Source organism: Nonomuraea deserti, from assembly GCF_004348685.1.
Classification (GTDB): Bacteria; Actinomycetota; Actinomycetes; order Streptosporangiales; family Streptosporangiaceae; genus Nonomuraea; species Nonomuraea deserti.
The window spans coordinates 62,500-79,064 of record NZ_SMKO01000005.1; the positions used below are offsets into that span (position 1 = coordinate 62,500).

Annotated in this window: 14 protein-coding genes; 7 read left to right on the top strand and 7 right to left on the bottom strand. The window is 72.4% G+C overall.

Annotation, left to right across the window (positions count from 1 at the left end):
* Positions 1-65: 65 nt before the first annotated feature.
* Entirely contained in the window at positions 66-647 is a 582-nt protein-coding gene (locus E1292_RS03580; protein ID WP_132591924.1) for a dihydrofolate reductase family protein, read from the bottom strand.
* A gap of 137 nt (positions 648-784) precedes the next feature.
* Between E1292_RS03580 and E1292_RS03585 the strand changes: the two genes are divergently transcribed.
* A complete protein-coding gene (locus tag E1292_RS03585; protein WP_132591926.1) occupies positions 785-3,610 on the top strand; it encodes an AfsR/SARP family transcriptional regulator in 2,826 nt (941 codons plus the stop codon).
* An 18-nt stretch (positions 3,611-3,628) separates the two neighbouring features.
* Here E1292_RS03585 and E1292_RS03590 read toward each other — a convergent pair whose 3' ends face one another.
* The 3 genes from E1292_RS03590 to E1292_RS53435 all read right to left on the bottom strand — a co-directional run bounded on the left by E1292_RS03590 (position 3,629) and on the right by E1292_RS53435 (position 5,596).
* Positions 3,629-4,591 (bottom strand): helix-turn-helix transcriptional regulator, encoded by a 963-nt coding sequence (locus E1292_RS03590; RefSeq protein WP_132591928.1) that lies wholly within the window; start codon positions 4,589-4,591, stop codon positions 3,629-3,631.
* A 150-nt stretch (positions 4,592-4,741) separates the two neighbouring features.
* Positions 4,742-5,212: a transposase gene (locus E1292_RS53430; RefSeq protein WP_246089899.1), complete on the bottom strand. Its 471-nt coding sequence runs from the start codon at positions 5,210-5,212 to the stop codon at positions 4,742-4,744.
* A 15-nt stretch (positions 5,213-5,227) separates the two neighbouring features.
* Positions 5,228-5,596 (bottom strand): hypothetical protein, encoded by a 369-nt coding sequence (locus tag E1292_RS53435; protein WP_246089901.1) that lies wholly within the window; start codon positions 5,594-5,596, stop codon positions 5,228-5,230.
* Between the two features lie 170 nt (positions 5,597-5,766).
* Here E1292_RS53435 and E1292_RS03600 point away from each other — a divergent pair, with 170 nt between their 5' ends.
* The 4 genes from E1292_RS03600 to E1292_RS03615 all read left to right on the top strand — a co-directional run bounded on the left by E1292_RS03600 (position 5,767) and on the right by E1292_RS03615 (position 9,654).
* Positions 5,767-6,459 (top strand): alpha/beta fold hydrolase, encoded by a 693-nt coding sequence (locus E1292_RS03600; RefSeq protein WP_132591930.1) that lies wholly within the window; start codon positions 5,767-5,769, stop codon positions 6,457-6,459.
* A gap of 95 nt (positions 6,460-6,554) precedes the next feature.
* Positions 6,555-7,922: a serine hydrolase domain-containing protein gene (locus E1292_RS03605; RefSeq protein WP_132591932.1), complete on the top strand. Its 1,368-nt coding sequence runs from the start codon at positions 6,555-6,557 to the stop codon at positions 7,920-7,922.
* 56 nt (positions 7,923-7,978) lie between these two features.
* On the top strand, positions 7,979-8,689 hold the full coding sequence (locus E1292_RS03610) for a TetR/AcrR family transcriptional regulator (protein ID WP_132591934.1): 711 nt from the start codon (positions 7,979-7,981) through the stop codon (positions 8,687-8,689).
* Positions 8,686-9,654, top strand: a complete 969-nt coding sequence (locus tag E1292_RS03615; RefSeq protein WP_132591936.1) for a threo-3-hydroxy-L-aspartate ammonia-lyase — start codon at positions 8,686-8,688, stop codon at positions 9,652-9,654. Before E1292_RS03610 ends, E1292_RS03615 begins: the two co-directional genes overlap by 4 nt.
* Before the next feature lie 36 nt (positions 9,655-9,690).
* Here the strand turns inward: E1292_RS03615 and E1292_RS03620 are convergent, their stop codons facing one another.
* Positions 9,691-12,498 (bottom strand): AfsR/SARP family transcriptional regulator, encoded by a 2,808-nt coding sequence (locus E1292_RS03620; RefSeq protein WP_132591938.1) that lies wholly within the window; start codon positions 12,496-12,498, stop codon positions 9,691-9,693.
* A 92-nt stretch (positions 12,499-12,590) separates the two neighbouring features.
* On the opposite strand from E1292_RS03620, the gene E1292_RS03625 reads away from it, so the two are divergent.
* Positions 12,591-12,863: a hypothetical protein gene (locus E1292_RS03625; RefSeq protein WP_220446647.1), complete on the top strand. Its 273-nt coding sequence runs from the start codon at positions 12,591-12,593 to the stop codon at positions 12,861-12,863.
* Between the two features lie 29 nt (positions 12,864-12,892).
* Here E1292_RS03625 and E1292_RS03630 read toward each other — a convergent pair whose 3' ends face one another.
* Both E1292_RS03630 and E1292_RS03640 read right to left on the bottom strand, forming a co-directional pair.
* On the bottom strand, positions 12,893-13,105 hold the full coding sequence (locus E1292_RS03630; RefSeq protein WP_132591940.1) for a hypothetical protein: 213 nt from the start codon (positions 13,103-13,105) through the stop codon (positions 12,893-12,895).
* 134 nt (positions 13,106-13,239) lie between these two features.
* Entirely contained in the window at positions 13,240-16,158 is a 2,919-nt protein-coding gene (locus E1292_RS03640; protein WP_132591942.1) for an AfsR/SARP family transcriptional regulator, read from the bottom strand.
* Positions 16,159-16,297: 139 nt separating this feature from the next.
* Between E1292_RS03640 and E1292_RS50835 the strand changes: the two genes are divergently transcribed.
* Positions 16,298-16,441 carry a hypothetical protein gene (locus E1292_RS50835; protein ID WP_165974354.1) on the top strand — a complete coding sequence of 48 codons (144 nt, stop codon included), beginning with the start codon at positions 16,298-16,300 and terminating at the stop codon, positions 16,439-16,441.
* The last annotated feature ends 124 nt before the right edge of the window (positions 16,442-16,565 follow it).

The window sequence follows — 16,565 nt, forward strand, 5'->3', positions numbered from 1 at the left end:
GGAGTTCGTACTCTACAGGCTGTAGAGTACGAACCCGTCACCCCAGGTGGCGGTGGCTCCGGGCCCTAACGGATCACCTTGTAGCGCAGGTGGGTGGCGTTCGGACTGTCGATCACCGCGACGCGCTCCAGCCGGAACCGGCCGCCCAGATGCTCGAACAGCCGGGTGCCGCCGCCGAGCAGCACCGGGGCCAGATGGATCTGGATCTCGTCCATGAGGCCCGCGGCCAGGCACTGCTGAGCGACGCTGGCGCCGTGCACGGCGACCACCTTGCCCCCGGCCACCGCCTTCGCCCGCTCCACCGCGCTGTGGACGCCGTCGGTGACGAAGGTGAAGACCGACGGCGCCCGGACCGTCCCCGGGGCCGGCGGGTTGTGGGTGAGCACGAAACACGGCACCGGGCCGGCCGGACCGCCGTCCCCCCACCCTCCGTCGCCCTCGGCCAGGTCGTAGGAGAGCCGCCCCATCAGCAGCGCGCCGGCGCCCTCGCGCATCCCGTCCAGCAGCTCGGTGTCGCGCGGGTCCGGTTCGTGCAGCCACCTGTGCAGGACCTCGCCGCCGTCTCCCAACTGCTGCTCGCGGGTGACGTTCGGCCCGGTGACGAACCCGTCCAGCGACATCGAGATCCCCGAAATGACCTTGCTCATGACAGCTCCTCCATCGGTAGAGTCCGGCCCTTCGTGCGGCACCTCGGGCGGGACTCTCGCCAGCTTGGCGGAGCGCGGTGGCAGTGTTGTGTCAGTCGGGTGAAACTCGCCGCCGCCAGGGAAAGGGAACGATCCGCGTGTTGACCGTCGAGCTGCTCGGGCAGCTGCGCGTCTCGGTGGCCGGACGGCCGGTCGAGCTGCCCGCGGGGCGGCTGCGGGCGCTGCTGGCCGTGCTGGCGCTGTCCGCGGGCCGTGCCGTCCCTGTGGACAGGCTGGCGAGCGCGGTGTGGGGCGCCGATCCGCGCGGCGACCCCCGGGCCAACGTCCGTACGAACGTCAAGCGGCTGCGCCGCGCCCTGGGAACCTCCGCGGACCAGCTCATCGTGGCCACGCCGGGCGGCTACCTGTTGTCCACCGAGCCTGACCGCGTGGACGCGCTCCGCTTCGGCCGCCTGCTCGACGAGGCCGCGGCGGCGCGCGACCGGGTGGCCGAGCGGTCCCGCGTGGCCGCCGCGCTCGACCTGTGGCGCGGCACCCCATTCGACGGGATCCGCTCGGACTGGCTGGAGCAGTCGGTGGCGCCGGCGCTCCAGGAGCGGTACCTGACCGCGTGGGAGCGGCGGATCGACCTGGACCTCGCCAGGGGATCGTGTCCCGACCTGACCGAGCCCGCTGACCTGGCCGAGCGGCACCCGCTGCGCGAATCCCTCTGGGTGCGGCTGCTCCGGGCCCTGGCGTCGGCCGGCCGCCCCGCGGAGGCGCTGGAGCGTTACGAGACGATCCGGCGCCGGCTCGCCGCCGAACTCGGCACCGATCCCAGCCCCGAGCTGCGGCAGGTCCACGCCGACCTGCTCGCCGGCGGAGCCGCGCCCGGCGGACGCGTGGTGCCCAGGCAGCTGCCCGCCGCCCTCGACGGGTTCGCCGGGCGGGAGCCCGAGCTGGCGGCCCTCGACGCGCTGCTCGGCCCGCCGGACGAGCCGAAATCCAGTTCGCCGCTGATCACGGTGATCGCCGGCACGGCCGGCGTCGGGAAGACCACGCTCGCCGTGCACTGGGCGCACCGGGTCGCCGGCTCGTTCCCGGACGGCCAGCTCTACGCCGACCTGCGCGGATACGACCCGTCATGTGAGGCCGTACGCCCGGAGGCGGCCGTCCGCGAGTTCCTCGGCGCGCTGGAGGTGCCGCCGCACCGGATCCCGGACGGACCGGCCGCGCAGGCCGGGCTCTACCGCAGCCTGCTGGCCGGGCGGCGCATGCTCGTGGTGCTGGACAACGCCCGCGACGCCGCCCAGGTCGCTCCGCTGCTGCCCGGCGCGCCGGGGTGCCTTGTGCTGGTCACGAGCCGTGATCACCTCGCCGGACTGGTCATGGCGTACGGCGCGCGTCCGCTCACCCTCGACCTGCTGTCTCCGGACGAGGCCGGCCGGTTGCTGGCCCGCCGGCTCGGCCATGACCGGATCGCCGCCGATCCCGTGGCCGCCGGCGCCATCGTCCGCCGCTGCGCGGGGCTGCCGCTGGCGTTAGCCATCGTCGCCGCCCGCGCCGCGATCCATCCCGCCCATCCGCTCGGCGAGCTGGCCGGCGAGCTCAGGGACGCCCTCGGCGCGCTCGACCGTGCCGCCGACGTACGAGCGATCTTCTCGTGGTCGTACGAGACGCTCGGCGACGAGGCGGCCGCGCGGTTGTTCCGGCTGGTCGCCGGGCTGCATCCCGGTCCGGGCTGCACGGTCGCCGCCGCCGCCAGCCTGGCGGGCGTCCCGGTCTCGCGCGTACGGGCGCCGCTGGCCGAGCTGGCCCGCGCCGGCCTGCTCACCGAGCACGCCCCCGGCCGCTACTCGTGCCACGACCTGCTGCGCGCCTACGCCTCCGAGCTCTGCCTGGCCCGCGACGACGACCGGGACGCCGCGCTGCGCCGCGTCGCCGACCACTACGCGCACACCGCGCACGCCGCCGCGCTGCACCTCCACGGCCCCATCGAGATCGAACCTTCCGCAGCGCACCGGCCGGGTGTCTCCGTGACCGGCTTCGAAGGGCCTGACGAGGCGATGGACTGGCTCACGGCCGAGCGCCCCGCGCTGCTCGCCGTACTGAAGCTCGCCGCCGACCTGGGGCTCGACCGGCAGGTCTGCGATCTGGCCCGGGCGTTGTTCGTCCACCTGCACCGGCGCGGGCGCTGGCACGACCGGGCCGAGACCCAGCGGGCCGCCGTGGCCGCCGCCCGGCGGCTGGGCGACCGGGCGGAAGAGATACGGGTGCGCCGCAACCTGGCCGCCGCGCTGGCCGACCTGGGCCGCTTCGACGACGCGCACCACCACCTCGACGCCGCACTGGAACGATCACCTGACGACCCTGCCCACCAGGCGTGGACGCACCACTATCGCGGCCTCGTATACGGGCTCCAAGGCCGGGACGCCGACGCGCTCGATGCCGCCCGCCGCGCCCACGACCTCTTCGACCGGCTGGGCGACCGGGCGGGCCAGGCCATCGCGCTCACCGACCTCGGTCTCCACCACGGCCGCCTGGGAGACCACGGCCAGGCACGCGACCTGTGCGAGCAGGCCCTGGCCCTGCACCAGGAGCTCGGCAACCGGCCCTACCAGGCCCACGCGTGGTCGTGCCTCGCCGACGCACACCTCCGGCTGGGCGACACCCCCGCCGCGCTCGCCTGCCACCACCGGGCACTCGCCCTGTTCCGGGCCCTCGGCGACCCGTACGCCGAGGCCAGCACCCTCGCCCACCTCGGCGCCTGCCACCGCCTCGCCGGCGACCACGCGACCGCCCGCGAGCACTGGCGTCACGCCCACCTTCTCCTCGGCGGCCTCGACCCCTCGACCACCGACCAGATCCGCGCCCAGCTGGCCACCCTTGACGGGTCCGCCGCCGACGCCTTCTCCGAGGCTCTCCCCGGCGCTATGTCCGAGGCCAACCCCGACGTTTTCCCCGGCGCCGCCGGATCGGCGTGACGCCTCGCGGGCGCCGGGTCAGGGGCGGTCCGCCACGGCGGCGGCGAAACGCGAGGCGAGCGTCGCGACCGCGGCCCGGAGCTCCGGCCCGCCCTCGACCCGGAAGGCGAACGGCACGCAGGCCAGCCACTCCTGCGCGTACATCGCCGGATTGCTGGTGCTCCCGGTGAGCACGCACCCGTCGCCCGACGGTTCGAGGCGTCCCATGGGGGGCCGGATCCAGGGCGCCACCTCCGAGGCCGGAGCGTCGAACACCACGCGGGTGGGGAACTTCCACCCCGTGCCCAGATTCTCCTCCAGCGCCGCGACCGGGTCGAGGTCGCCGGGCGGTTCGAACGTGTACGCCGTCTGCCGGACGGCGTGGATGCGGTCGACCCGGTAGGTGCGGATCGCGTCCGCGCGGTGGGAGTGGCACAGGAGATACCAGCGCCCGTGGCGGACGACGACCGCCCAGGGATCGACGTCGGCCTCCCACTCGTCGCCGGACTCGCTCCGGTAGGTGATCACGAGGCGGCGCCGGCCCGCGGCGGCGGCGACGAGCGCGCCGGTGGTGGCCGGGTCAGGACGGGCGGACTGCGGGTCGGGCGCGGCCGACGCGTGCTCGCGCAGGGCCGCCGCCTGCCGGCCGACGCTCTCGGGCAGCGCACGGATGACCTTGCTCAGGGCGGCGCCGACGAGGTCGTCGACGTCGGTGGCGGCCGGCTGGCCGTCGAGCACCGCCATGACCAGGCCCAGGGCCTCGGGCTGGGTGAAGGCGACAGGAGGCAGTCGCGTCCCGCGCCCGAGCCGGTAGCCGCCGTAGGGGCCCCTGGCCGACTCGACGGGGATGCCCGCCTCCCTGAGGATCCCGACGTACCGGCGCGCGGCCCGCTCCGTGACTCCCAGGTTGGCGGCGAGCTCGCCGGCCGTCACGCCGGGGCGGGCCTGGAGGGTTTCGAGGGTGCGCAGGGCTCGCGCGGTTGGGCTGAGGTCGGCCGGCACACGAGCAGACTAGGTGGTCACGGTATGAACCGGAAGTACATCGTCCGGAATCGGTCCTATTGTGAGGTCGCTGCAGCGAACGTGATCTGTCCGTACTGGAGAAAAAAGACTGACGTGACTCCTCCACTCCCTGAAGGGAGCGGCTTCTCGCTAAGCCGCTCCCGCAGCCCGGCGAAGGGCAAGCCCTGCCCCGAGGATGTTGACCGCCGCGTTCACGTCGGCGTGCGCGGTATGACCGCACGCCGTACAGGCGGAGTCGGCCTGGGTGGCGCGGTTCTCCTTTGCGCTGTGCCCGCAGCGGGCGCAGGTGCGGGAGGCGCCGGTGCGGACCAGGGCGAGCGCGGCTTTGTGCGCGCCGTCCAGGCGCTGGCGGCGCACCTTGGCGTGCAGCGCCGCGACGCGGGCCACCGCCTTACGCCGCCGCTTGGAGCCCCGCTTCTTGCGGGCCAGAGCCCGCTGCGCGGCGGCCAGCCGGTCGGCGGACGCGGCCAGGTGGCGGGGGTTGGTCAGATGCTCCCCGTCGCTGGTCGTGGCGAGGGACGCCACGCCCATGTCGATCCCCGCGACCGCGCCGGTGGCAGGCAGCGGTTCGGCGGGCACGTCGTCGCACGACAGCACCACGAACCACCGGTTGCCTTACCGCTTCACCGCGATCGTCTTCGCCCGGCCTTTGACCGTGCGGTGCCGGTGGACGCGGACGTGGCCGACGCCCTGGAGCCGCACGAACGTGGCCGACGGGTGCCGCGGCTGACAGCCCCACCGGCAGCCGTCGCCGTCCTTCGGCCGCTCGACCGTGTCGAACCGGCCGTGCCCCTTGAAACGCGGGAAGCCCGGCGCGCGACCCACGCGGACCCGCTTGAAGAACGCGCTGAACGCCTTGTCGAGCCGTCGCAGGGTGGCCTGCTGGGAGGCGTTGTAGAGCTGGCGGTGGTCCTCCAGGCACGCCGCGAGCGCCGCCGCCTGCCGGGCGGTGGGGCGCAGCAGGGATCTGAACGACCTGCGCACACCACTCCACCTCCCATCACGTTCGGTAACGACACCACCACGATATCGGCTGGCGCCGACAAACCAGGAAGGACATCCATGATGCGCAGACCCGACAGGTCAGGGCAGGCGGCCCTCCCGCTCCAGAATCCCCCGTCGCCTCGCGACGACGGCCCCCTCGGGAGGATCTGATGGACATCGTGCTCATCGGCGGCCTGTGGCTCGACGGATCCGCGTGGGACGAGGTCGCGCCCGAGCTCAGGGCGCTCGGTCACCGCCCCGTGCCGGTCACCCTCCCGGGCCAGGGCGACGGATCCGCCTCGGCCACGCTCGACGACCAGGTGGCGGCGGTGCTCGCCGCCGTCGACGCGGCGCCGGGAAGGCCGATGGTGGTGGGGCATTCGGCCGCCTGCACCCTGGCGTGGCTGGCCGCCGACGCCCGGCCGGAACAGGTCGCCGAGGTCGTCCTCGTCGGCGGCTTCCCGGCTGCCGACGGCGACCGTTACGCCGACTTCTTCGAGACGAAGGACGGCGCCATGCCCTTCCCCGGCTGGGGGCCGTTCGAGGGGCCGGACTCCGCCGACCTCGACGAGGAGGCCAGGCTGCGCTTCGCGGCCGCCGCGATCCCCGTGCCCGAGGGGGTGTCCAAGGGGGTGGTACGCCTGACGGACGAGCGACGGTGGGACGTCCCGGTCGTCCTCGTGTGCCCTGAGTACACCCCCGCCCAGGCTCAGGAGTGGCTCGACGCCGGCGACCTGCCCGAGCTCGCCAGGGCCAAGAACGTCGACCTCGTCGACATCGACTCGGGCCACTGGCCCATGCTGACCAGGCCGGCCGAACTCGCCCGGCTCCTCGCCGAGGCGGCTGCCGGGACCGGGAGCTGATCGAGCCGCTACCTCCGGGCGACGGTTTGTACTTTGTTCAAAACTCGCGTAGCCTCTCGTTTGAACTTAGTTCAACTCGTGAAAGGTGTGCGCGAATGATGCAGGAGAAGCTGTCCGATTTCGTCGCGGCGGCGGCCGAGGAGTTCGATATCCCCGGCGCCGCCGCCGGGGTGCTGACGGGCAGCCGCGAGGTCCACGCGTCCCACGGCGTGACGAGCCTCGACAACCCGCTGCCGGTCGACGAGAGGACGCTGTTCCATCTGGCGTCCGTGACCAAGACCTTCACGGCGACCGCGCTGATGCGCCTGGTCGCGGAGGGAAAGGTGGCGCTGGACGCGCCGGTGCGCCGGTACGTACCGGAGCTCGGGCTCGCCGACGAGCGGGCCGCGGCGCAGGTCACCGTGTGGCACCTGCTCAACCACACCGCCGGCCTGGACTGGAACGTGGCCGACACCGGCGACGACGATTCCCTGGTCGCGTTCGTGGCGAAACTGGCCGGGCTGAAGATGATCGCCGCGCCGGGCGTCCGGGCCTCCTACAGCCAGGCCGGCTACAACCTGTTGGGGCGGGTCATCGAGAAGGTCACGGGCCTGCCCTTCGAACGAGCCGTGGCCGCGCTCGTCCTGCGGCCGGCGGGACTGTCGAACACCTTTTTCGAGCCGGACGACGTCATGGTCCGGCGGTTCGCCGTGGGCCACAACCGCGGTGAGGACGGAGCCCTGCGGTTCGCCCAGCCGTGGGCGGCCTGGCGGGCCGGCTCGCGTGCCAACAATCCCGGCGGAGGCATCGTGTCCTCGGTGAGCGATCTGCTGCGCTGGGCGCGGTTCCATCTCGGAGACGGAGACGGCGTGCTGCCCGCCGAGACGCTGCATCGCATGCAGAGGCCGACGGTCGAGCTGCGGGCCAGCACGCTCGGCGACGCCTTCGGCATCTGCTGGTTCCTGCGCGACGTGGACGGTGTTCGCACCATCGGTCACGGCGGATCGGGCAACGGCCAGTTCGCCGAGCTGCTCATCGTGCCGGAACGCGACTTCGCCGTCGTCTCCCTCGCCAACGCCGGCCCGGAGGGTTACCCCTTCAACCAGGCCGTCGTCCGCTGGGCGCTGGAGCACCACCTCGGCGTGGTCGAACGGGACCCCGAGCCGGTCCCCTACGACGAGGCGCGGGCGCGGGCGGTCGCCGGCCGCTACGAGAACGACGCCATGAACCTCGACATCGCCTCCGACGGGCACCGGCTCACGCTCGCGGTAGGTATCAAGCCGGAGATCCGCCAGGCGTCGCAGGTCGACATGCCCCCGGACTACCCGCCGGCCGCTTGCGGCTTCCTGCCGGGCGAGGGCGAGGAGTACGTCATCACCGAGGGCGGTCTGCAGGGCCAGCGGGGTTTCTTCACCCGCGACGGGAGCGGCGCCGTCACGGGCGTCGACCTGGCCGGCCGGATCTTCGGCCGGGCCGGGACCTGAGCGTGCGTGCGACGCGCCGGTCGAACCGCGGGCAAGAGCTTCGGTAGCCTCACGTCATGCCGCGTGACACCCTGACCAAGGAGCAGATCGTCCTGGCGGCCATCGAGTTGCTGGACGCCGAAGGCGTGCACGGCCTGAACATGCGGCGGCTCGGAGCCCAGCTGGGCTGCGCCGCCACGGCGATGTACTACCACGTGCGGAGCAAGGACAAGCTGGTGGTGCTCGCCGCCGATCACGTCTTCGGCGAGATCGGCCTGCCGGACCTCGAGGCCATCGGATGGCGCGAGGCGGCGGCGGCACTGGCCCGTGGGGCCTATGCCATGATCACTCGGCATTTCTGGCTGATACCCGCCATGAGCACACATATCATCTACGGCCCCGGCAAGGCACGCTATGACGAGCACTGCCTGGCCGTCTACGAAGCCGCGGGCTTCACGGGCCAGGACGTCGAACACGCGGCGGCGACGGTCCTGATGTTCGTGATGGGCGCCGCACAGGGAGAGGTCGCCGAGTCGGCCTGGCGGGCGCAATTGCGCCGGGCGGGCGCGGACGAGGAGCAGGACCTGCGCGACACCATCGCGTACATCGCCGAGACGGCTCAGCGGTTCCCGCGGCTGCGTGTCCGCGCCGCGTCCGCCATGGACGCCGCCACGACCCGGCCGACTGATGCCGCGTTCCACTTCGGTCTGCACGCTCTCCTCGACGGCTTGCAGGCACGGCTGGCGACCGGCTCGACGTGCCACCTCTCGAAAGGAGACACCGCATGACGTCCCTTCCCCCGGTCACTCTGGACGACGTCCGCGACGCCGCGGCCCGGATCGAGGGCGTCGCGCACCGCACCCCTGTGCTGCGGTCACGGACCCTGGATCAGCTGGTGGGCGCCGAGGTGTTCCTGAAGTGCGAGAACTTCCAGCGCGCGGGCGCGTTCAAGTTCCGCGGCGCCTACAACGCAATCTCGCGCCTGCCGCGCGAGCAGCTGGTCAAGGGCGTCGCGGCCTACTCCTCGGGCAACCACGCCCAGGCCGTCGCCCTGGCCGCCAGGGAGCTCGGCACCACCGCGGTGGTCCTCATGCCCGAGGACGCCCCGCCGTCGAAGATGGAGGCGACCGCCGGCTACGGCGCCGAGATCGTCACCTATGACCGCTACACCGGTGACCGCACCGCGCTCAGCGCCGAACTCGCCGCCGAGCGGGGCCTGGCCCTCATCCCGCCCTACGACCACCCGCACGTGATCGCCGGGCAGGGCACGGCGGCCCTCGAGCTGCTGGAGGACGCCGGGCGGCTGGACCTGCTCCTCGCCCCGGTGGGCGGCGGCGGGCTGATCGCCGGCTGCGCCACCGCCGCCAAGGGCCTGCACCCGGGCATCCGCGTGATCGGCGTCGAACCGGAGGCCGGTGACGACACCAAACGTTCCCTGGAGGCGGGCCGGCGCATCGCCATCGACGTGCCGCGTACCATCGCCGACGGCCAGGCCGTGTCCACGCCGGGCGAGCTGACCTTCTCGATCAACCAGCGCCTGGTCGAGGCCATCGCGCTGGTCACCGACGACGAGATCCGCCAGGCCATGCGCTTCGCCTTCGAACGCCTGAAGATCGTCGTCGAGCCGAGCGGCGCCGGCGGCCTGGCGGCGCTGCTCGCGGGGCGCGTGGAGCAGCTGCCCGGCCGGGTCGGCGTCGTCATCTCGGGCGGCAACGTCGACGCCCGCCGCTTCGCCGAGCTGTGCGGGCCCTGACCCGGACGCACGTCGGCGACGCTCGCCGGCGGCGGCTCACAGCTGGTTCCTGATGGGCAGCGGGACGTCCGGCACGGGCTGCGCGAGGACCTGGCGTACCTCCTCCGCCGCGAGGAGGTTGGCGTCCTGCAGGAGGCGCAACGACCGCCGCCAGGACTCCCGCGCGTCGTCGTGCCGGCCGAGGTCGTACAGCGTCTGGCCGAGCCACCAGCAGGACACCGCCTCCCCGGACCACTGGCCGGTCTCGTGCTGGAGCCGGATGGCCTCGCGATAGTGGTCGGCCGCCTCGGTGAGCCTGCCTGCCGCGCGGCAGGCGTCGGCGAAGGTGTCCTGCCCTATCCCTTCCCCCGCCGGGATCTTCAGGTCGGCCCAGAGGTCCAGGACCAGGCGAGCCTCCGCGATCGCTTCTTCGAACCTCAGCTGCCGGTAGAAGACGTGGACGCGGTTGTTGCGGACGGACGCCTCGTGGTCACGCCGGCCGCTCTCCTGGGTCATGGCGAGGCCGCTGTCCAGGGCGGCCAGCGCGTCGTCGAACCTCCCGAGCATGGTGTAGGTGATGCCGAGATCGTTGTACGTCCCCGCCTTGCGGAGGGGCTGGTCCGTACGATCCCAGCAGGCGAGGGATTCGTTGAGGTGATGGACCGAGGCCGCGAAGTGCCCTTGCTCCTGGAAGACGGCGCCGATGTTCGTGTGCCCCATGGCCAGGCCCACCCAGTCGCCACACCGCTCCGCGATGTCCAGCGACTTCCGCAACAATCCGGAGAGCTCCGTGAGCCACCCTTTGCGCCAGAAGAGCCAGTAGACGGCATGCGCGAGACCGATCGCGGTGCCGGGGGCGCCGGTGTCGGCTGCGGCCTGGTGGGCGGCGGCGAGGAGGTTGTCCCGCTCTCTCTCAGCCCATTCGTTCGCTGCCGCGACGGTGGTGAGGTCGGCGCCGCGCCCGCCGGCCGGGTACGCCTTCATGGGCCCGTCCGTGCTGGGATCGATCAGCAGGTTGGCGGTCTGGGCGGTGGCCAGGTAGTGGTGGAGGCCGCGGCTGACCGCGGTGGCGCGTTCGGGGGCGGGGATGTCGAGGGCGGCCTGCTCGCGGGCGTAGAGACGGACCAGATCGTGCATCCGGCAGCCGCCGGGCCCCGCCGGCTCCACGATGCGGGCGTCGAGGAGGCGGTCCAGCGCGGCTTCCGCCCTGTACTCCGGCCAGTCGACCAGTGCGGCGGTGCCGGCCGGGGTGAAGGTGGGGGTGTCGATGAGGCCGAGGAAGGTGAACAGGTGGGCGGCGTCGTGGCCGGCGGGCTCTTCGCGAAGGTGGTGGTGGCTGACGGCGATGCAGGCGCGGACGGCCAGGTCGGCGTGTTCGAGGGCGTCCAGGCGGCGCGCGGTGTCGGTGAGGCGGTCCGCGAGGTAGGAGAGCGTCCAGTCAGGGCGTGCGGCCAGGCGTGCCGCCGCGATGCGGACGGCCAGGGGGAGACCGCCGCACAGCCGTACGATCTGCTCCGCGGCGTGCGGCTCGGCCTGCACGCGGCCGGGGCCGGCGATGCGGGCGAGCAAGGCGGTGGCGTCGGCGTGGCCGAGCCCGGCCAGGTGGAGATGGCTCGCGTTGTCGAGCGAGACCATGGCCTGCCGGCTGGTGATGATGACCGCGCAGGCGTCGCCGGCGGGGATGAGCGGCCGCACCTGGTGGGCGTGGCGGGCGTTGTCGAGGAGGATGAGCAGGTTGCGGTTCGAGGTGAGGGAACGGTAGCGGGCCGCGGCCTCCTCCAGGTCGGCCGGCACGGCTGAGCCGTCCAGGCCCAGGGAGCGCAGCAGCTGGCCGAGCGCCTCGATGGGCTGCAGCGGCTGGAGCCCGGCGGCGGCGCCGTTCAGATTGACGTACAGAACGCCGTCGGTGAAGCGGTGGGCGATGGCGTGGGCGGCGTGGACGGCCAGGGCCGATTTGCCGATCCCGCCGGCGCCGTCGATCGCGGCGATGGCCGGCGCGCCGGGGACGGCGTCGGCGACCGCCTTGTCGAGCCAGGCGATCTGGGTGGCCCGGGCGGTGAAGACCCGCGTGTCGGAGGGCAGCTCGACCGGTACGCCCGGCGCGCCGGGTTTCCGGGAGGCGAGGTCGAGCGCCCGGTCCCTGGTCAGCACCGCCTGGTGGAGCCGGCGCAGCGTGGCTCCGGGCTCGACGCCCAGCTCGTCGACCGTGACGCGCCGGGCCTCCTGGTACGCCGCGAGCGCGTCGGACATCCTGGAGGCCCGGTAGAGCGCCAGCATCAGCTGAGCGCGGCGGCGTTCCCGCAGGGGATGCGCCTTGACGTGCTCGGCGAGCTCAGCCGCCACCTCCTGGTGCTCGCCGGCGGCCAGGCGCAGGTCGACGTGGTCTTCCTGAGCCGTGAGGCGCTCCTCTTCCAGGCGGGCGGCCTCGATCTGCGTCCAGGGGGCCGTCATGCCGGTCAGTGCGGCGCCCCGCCACAGGCCGAGGGCCTGCCGGAACATCCTGCTCGCCGTCGTGCCGTCACCCCGGTCCCGGGCCTCTCGTGCCTGGCGGACCAGGCGGGAGAACAGGTGGGCGTCGACGTGTTCCGGGGCGAGGTTCAGCCGGTAGCCGCCGGAGACGGTCGCGATGATGTCGTCGTCCAGTAACTCGCGCAGCTTCGACACCACGATGTGCAGTTGCTTGCCGGCGGTGGACGCCGTGCTCTCGCCCCAGACGTCGGCGAGGAGCCGTTCGGCGGAGACCGGCTGGCCGACGTTCATGGCCAGACGGGCCAGGAGCCCGACCCGGCGCTCGCCGGCCAGCTTCAGCGGCCCGCCGTCGACTGTGACTTCGAACGGCCCAAGAACCTTGATGTCCAGCCTCATTGGGATGCTCCCGTCCCTCGCTCGGTGAGGACATTATGGGAGCTCTCCACCGCAGATGCCGCTGTGATCGACACTTCGGCGAGACCTTGCGGGTGAACCACCGCGCGACGCTCGTGTCGGACGCCCCCTTCTTCGACGACCTGGTCGCCCAGGGCAAGCGGCCGCGGCTGGCGGTCCTCGTCACGTCGAGGAGCTGTACACGCACTGCGCGAAGGCGTTCGTCGTTGTGGGATCCGGAGACCTGGCCGGACCGCAAGAGCCTGCCCACGCTCGGGCGGATCGCCAAGGACCACATGGGCCTCAAGGTCCCCGCGAAGGCGATCGACGCCGGGCTCGCCCTCGACGCCAAGATGAACCAGTACTGACCTGCGCGCGCCTCGCCATCGGATGCCGGCTAGGAGACCCATCCAGGCAACGGGTACGGCAGCTCGTCCTCCAGCTCTTCCATGTCGATCACATCGCCTTTCCGCGGCAGGAGCACGGTCGCCCGGCGGCCCCACCCGGAGTAACGGGTGTCCGCCTCGACGCGGATGGAGTAGTCGTAGAAGGGGAGCACGGCCTCGGCCGACAGGCGCTCCACCAGCCCGGTTGGGCCGAGCCGGAGCACGTACGGCGTGCGCGCCGACCCTGTCCGAGGCCGGATCGGGCTCGTGCTCGCCCTCAGCCGCGCAGGCGGGTGAGGGCCTGCGGGGTCAGGTGCCGCGCGAGCTCGTCGAGGAGCGCCACGACCCTGTCGACGTGTCAGCTCGTGCATTCGTCGAGGAGGCGCGCGGCTCGTTCCTCGAAGGGCCTGGCCCCGATGTCCTTCGCGATCGCCACCGCGGTCCCTAACTCGACGACGGCTTCCGGGACCCGCCCGACCGCCTGGTAGAACTCGCCGAGCGAGGTCCTGACCCGGATCTCGTTATGCCGGCTCTTGACGCTCCTTGTGATGCCCACGGCCCTGACGAGGAAGTCCTCCGCCTCCTCCAGCAGCCCCTTCCCCAGGCTCGACATTCCCAGGCCGTGCAGCGCCAGCGCCTCTCCCACGCGGTCCCCGATCGTGCGTACGTGGGTCAACGTCGTGGCGAAGGCGTCGCCGGCACGGTCGTACCTCTTCTCGCGCAGTTCGAGATTGCCCAGCCAGTAGAGCGTCTGGGCGAGGCCGCGCTGCGCGTTGAGCGGCTCGTAGATCGCCAGCGCGGCCTCGATGTTGACGCGGGCGAGCCGGAGCTCGTCGTCGCCCAGATGGATCTGGGCGACACAGCGCAGGACATGGGCTTCGGTGCCCGCGTCGCCCGCGGCTCTCAGCTCTCCCAGCGCCCGCTCGTAGCGGGCCATGGCCTGGCCGGGGCGGCCCACCCAACGGTCGATCATGGCCAGGTAGGCGCGGGCGATGCCGCTGCCGTGCACGTCGTCCGCCGACAGGAACAGCTCCAGCGAGCGCTCGAAGTCGGCCGCGGCCAGGTCGTAGAGCGCCTTGTCCGAGTGGAGCATGCCACGACGGTGCAGCACGGCGGCCATGCCACGGACGTCGCCGGCCTGCTCCGCCGCGGCGTAGGCGATGGCGAGTGTCGTCTCCAGGTCGTCGAGATACTTGCGGAGAGAGAAGAAGATCGCCGTCGCGCAGGCCAGGTCCCACGAGAGGTCCTCGTGGCCGGCGCTCGCGGCCAGCCGTACTCCGTGGACGATGGTCAGCCGCTCCGTCTCGAACCACTCCACCGGATCGCGCACCAGGTCGTGCAGGTAGGAGGCGGGCGGGCTCCAGCGTTCGGAGGCGCCGCGGACGATCTGGTGCTCGCCGCCGTACAGCGCGCTGTAAGCGGCCCTGCCGACCGACAGCAGGGCGCCCAGCATGCGTTCGACGGCGCCGGTGCGTACCTCAACCGGGTCCTCGGCCTCGGCGGCCTCCCGTGCGAACAGGCGCACCAGGTCGTGGAAGCGGTAGCGCACGCGCCCGGCCGGGTCGCTCGCGGCGACCTGGAGCAACTGGGCGTCGACCAGGGTTTCCAGCAGTCGGCCGGCGGCCTGGAGGTCGACGTCGAGGAGCGCGGCAGCCATCCATGACGGAAAACTGCTGACCTCGATGAGGCCCAGCCGCCGGAAGGCGCGCTGTTCCTCCTCCTCCAGGCTCAGGTAACTGAGCGCGAAGACGGCGCGTACGTGCAACGTGCCGTGGGCGAGCTCGTCCAGCCTGTGCCGCTCGTCGTTGAGATGGGCGACGAGCATGGCGGCGGTCCAGTGCCTCTTCGCCGCGATCCTGGCCCCGGCGATGCGCAGGGCGAGCGGGAGGTGGCCGCACAGAGACAGCAGTTCCTGAGCGGCGTCGGGATCCTGACCGAGCCGGTCCCGGCCCACGATCCTTTCCAGCAACGTGGAGGCCTGCGACGGGCTGAGCACGTCGAGGTCGACGTGCCAGGCCACGGGGAGCCCCAGGGATCTGCGGCTCGTGATGACGACGGCGCAGGACGGGCTTCCGGGGAGGAGCGGCATCACCTGAGTCGCGTCCGCCGCATTGTCCAGGACGATCAGTGTGCGGCGGTCGGATACGAGCGTGCGGAACAGTTCGGCGCGCTCGTCGAGGGTGGGCGGGATGGCGTCGCCGCTCACGTTCAGGATCCGCAGGAACCGGCTGAGCACTTCGGCCGGCTCGATCGGCTCGCCCGGGCTGCCGGTGCCGTGCAGGTCCATGTACAGCTGCCCGTCGGGGAACTGAGCGTGCACCTCGTACGCCAGACGCAGGGCGAGTGCTGTTTTGCCGATGCCGCCCATGCCCGAGATCGTCACGATCGACGCGGTCGTCCTGCGCACGTCGCACAGGTGGTGCCGCAGGCTCAGCCGGAGGCCTTCACGCCCCGTGTAGTCGGTCACGTCCGGCGGGAGCATGTTCGGCGCCGTGCGGGCGCTCCTCTGCGGGGTGCCGGCGCCGGTCTCCTCCGCCAGCAGCGCGGCGTGAACGTCACGGAGCTCGGCCGAGGGATCGACCCCGAGCTCGTCGGCGAGCCTCCTTCTGGTGGCCTCGAACCAGCGCAGGGCCTGCGCGCGCCGCCCTGACGCTCCCAGCACGGCGATGAGGCGCGTGTGCAGGCGCTCGTCATAGGGATGGAGCTCGGCCACGCTCGTCACGTGGTGGACGGCCTCTTCCGCACGGTCGAGGAGCAGCGCCAGATCCGCCAACTCGATCACGGTCGCCAGCCTGGCCGTCTCCAGCCGGTTGACCTCCGGGCCGGCGCACAGCCTCTCGGGGGCGCCGAGCAGCACGGGCGCGCGCCACTCCGCCATGGCGAGCTGGAGCAGGTCGAGCCGGTCGGCCGGGTCGGTCTCGGCCTCCGCCGCCCCGGCCAGATCGAGGAACCGCGCCGCGTCCAGCCGGACCCGCTCGAGGTTGAGCCGGTAGCCGTGGCAGGTCAGCTCGATGACGTCGGGCAGTGACGTCCGGTCGCGCAGCCAGGCGCGGATGCGGGAAACCCCCGTGCGCAGCGCCCCCACGGTTGCGCCGGCCGGTCCCCACACCCACTCGATCAGCTGGTCGTCCGGCACCGGCCGGCCACCGCCGAGGGCCAGCCCGGCCAGCAGCCAGGGGCCGTTGCGGCCGGGCACGGTCATCTCGCGCCTCGCGATGACCTGCAAGGGCCCGAGGATGCGAATGACCGGCGTAGCGGTTTCGTCCTGGCGAACCATGGATGCTCCTTACTCGCGTTCTGTCGTCCGCGACGAGCTGTCGAACAGCGTAAGGAGGGCCGATTTAGATCCGCTGTAAACGAACTGAAATCGAGTTTCGGCACCATGCTCGTGATTGCGAATATGGGAGGTGACATCAATGATCAAACGCAAGCTCATGACTTTCGTGCTGGCACTGTCGGTGGGCGCCGGCCTGGTCGCGGGGGCCGCCGCGTACGCCGACGTCCACCAGCAGGCGCCGACCAGCGTTCAGGCAGGTGAATGCGAGTGGGGATCCTGCTGATATGAGCGTGGCCCGGCGTCCGCCTCGTCGGCGGGAAAGCGCAGCCCGGGATGTCACCGATATTTCATCGCGTTGGGGTGGCGGCCGATGAATACGACGAGTCGATGAATCCCGTGAAGTGCGG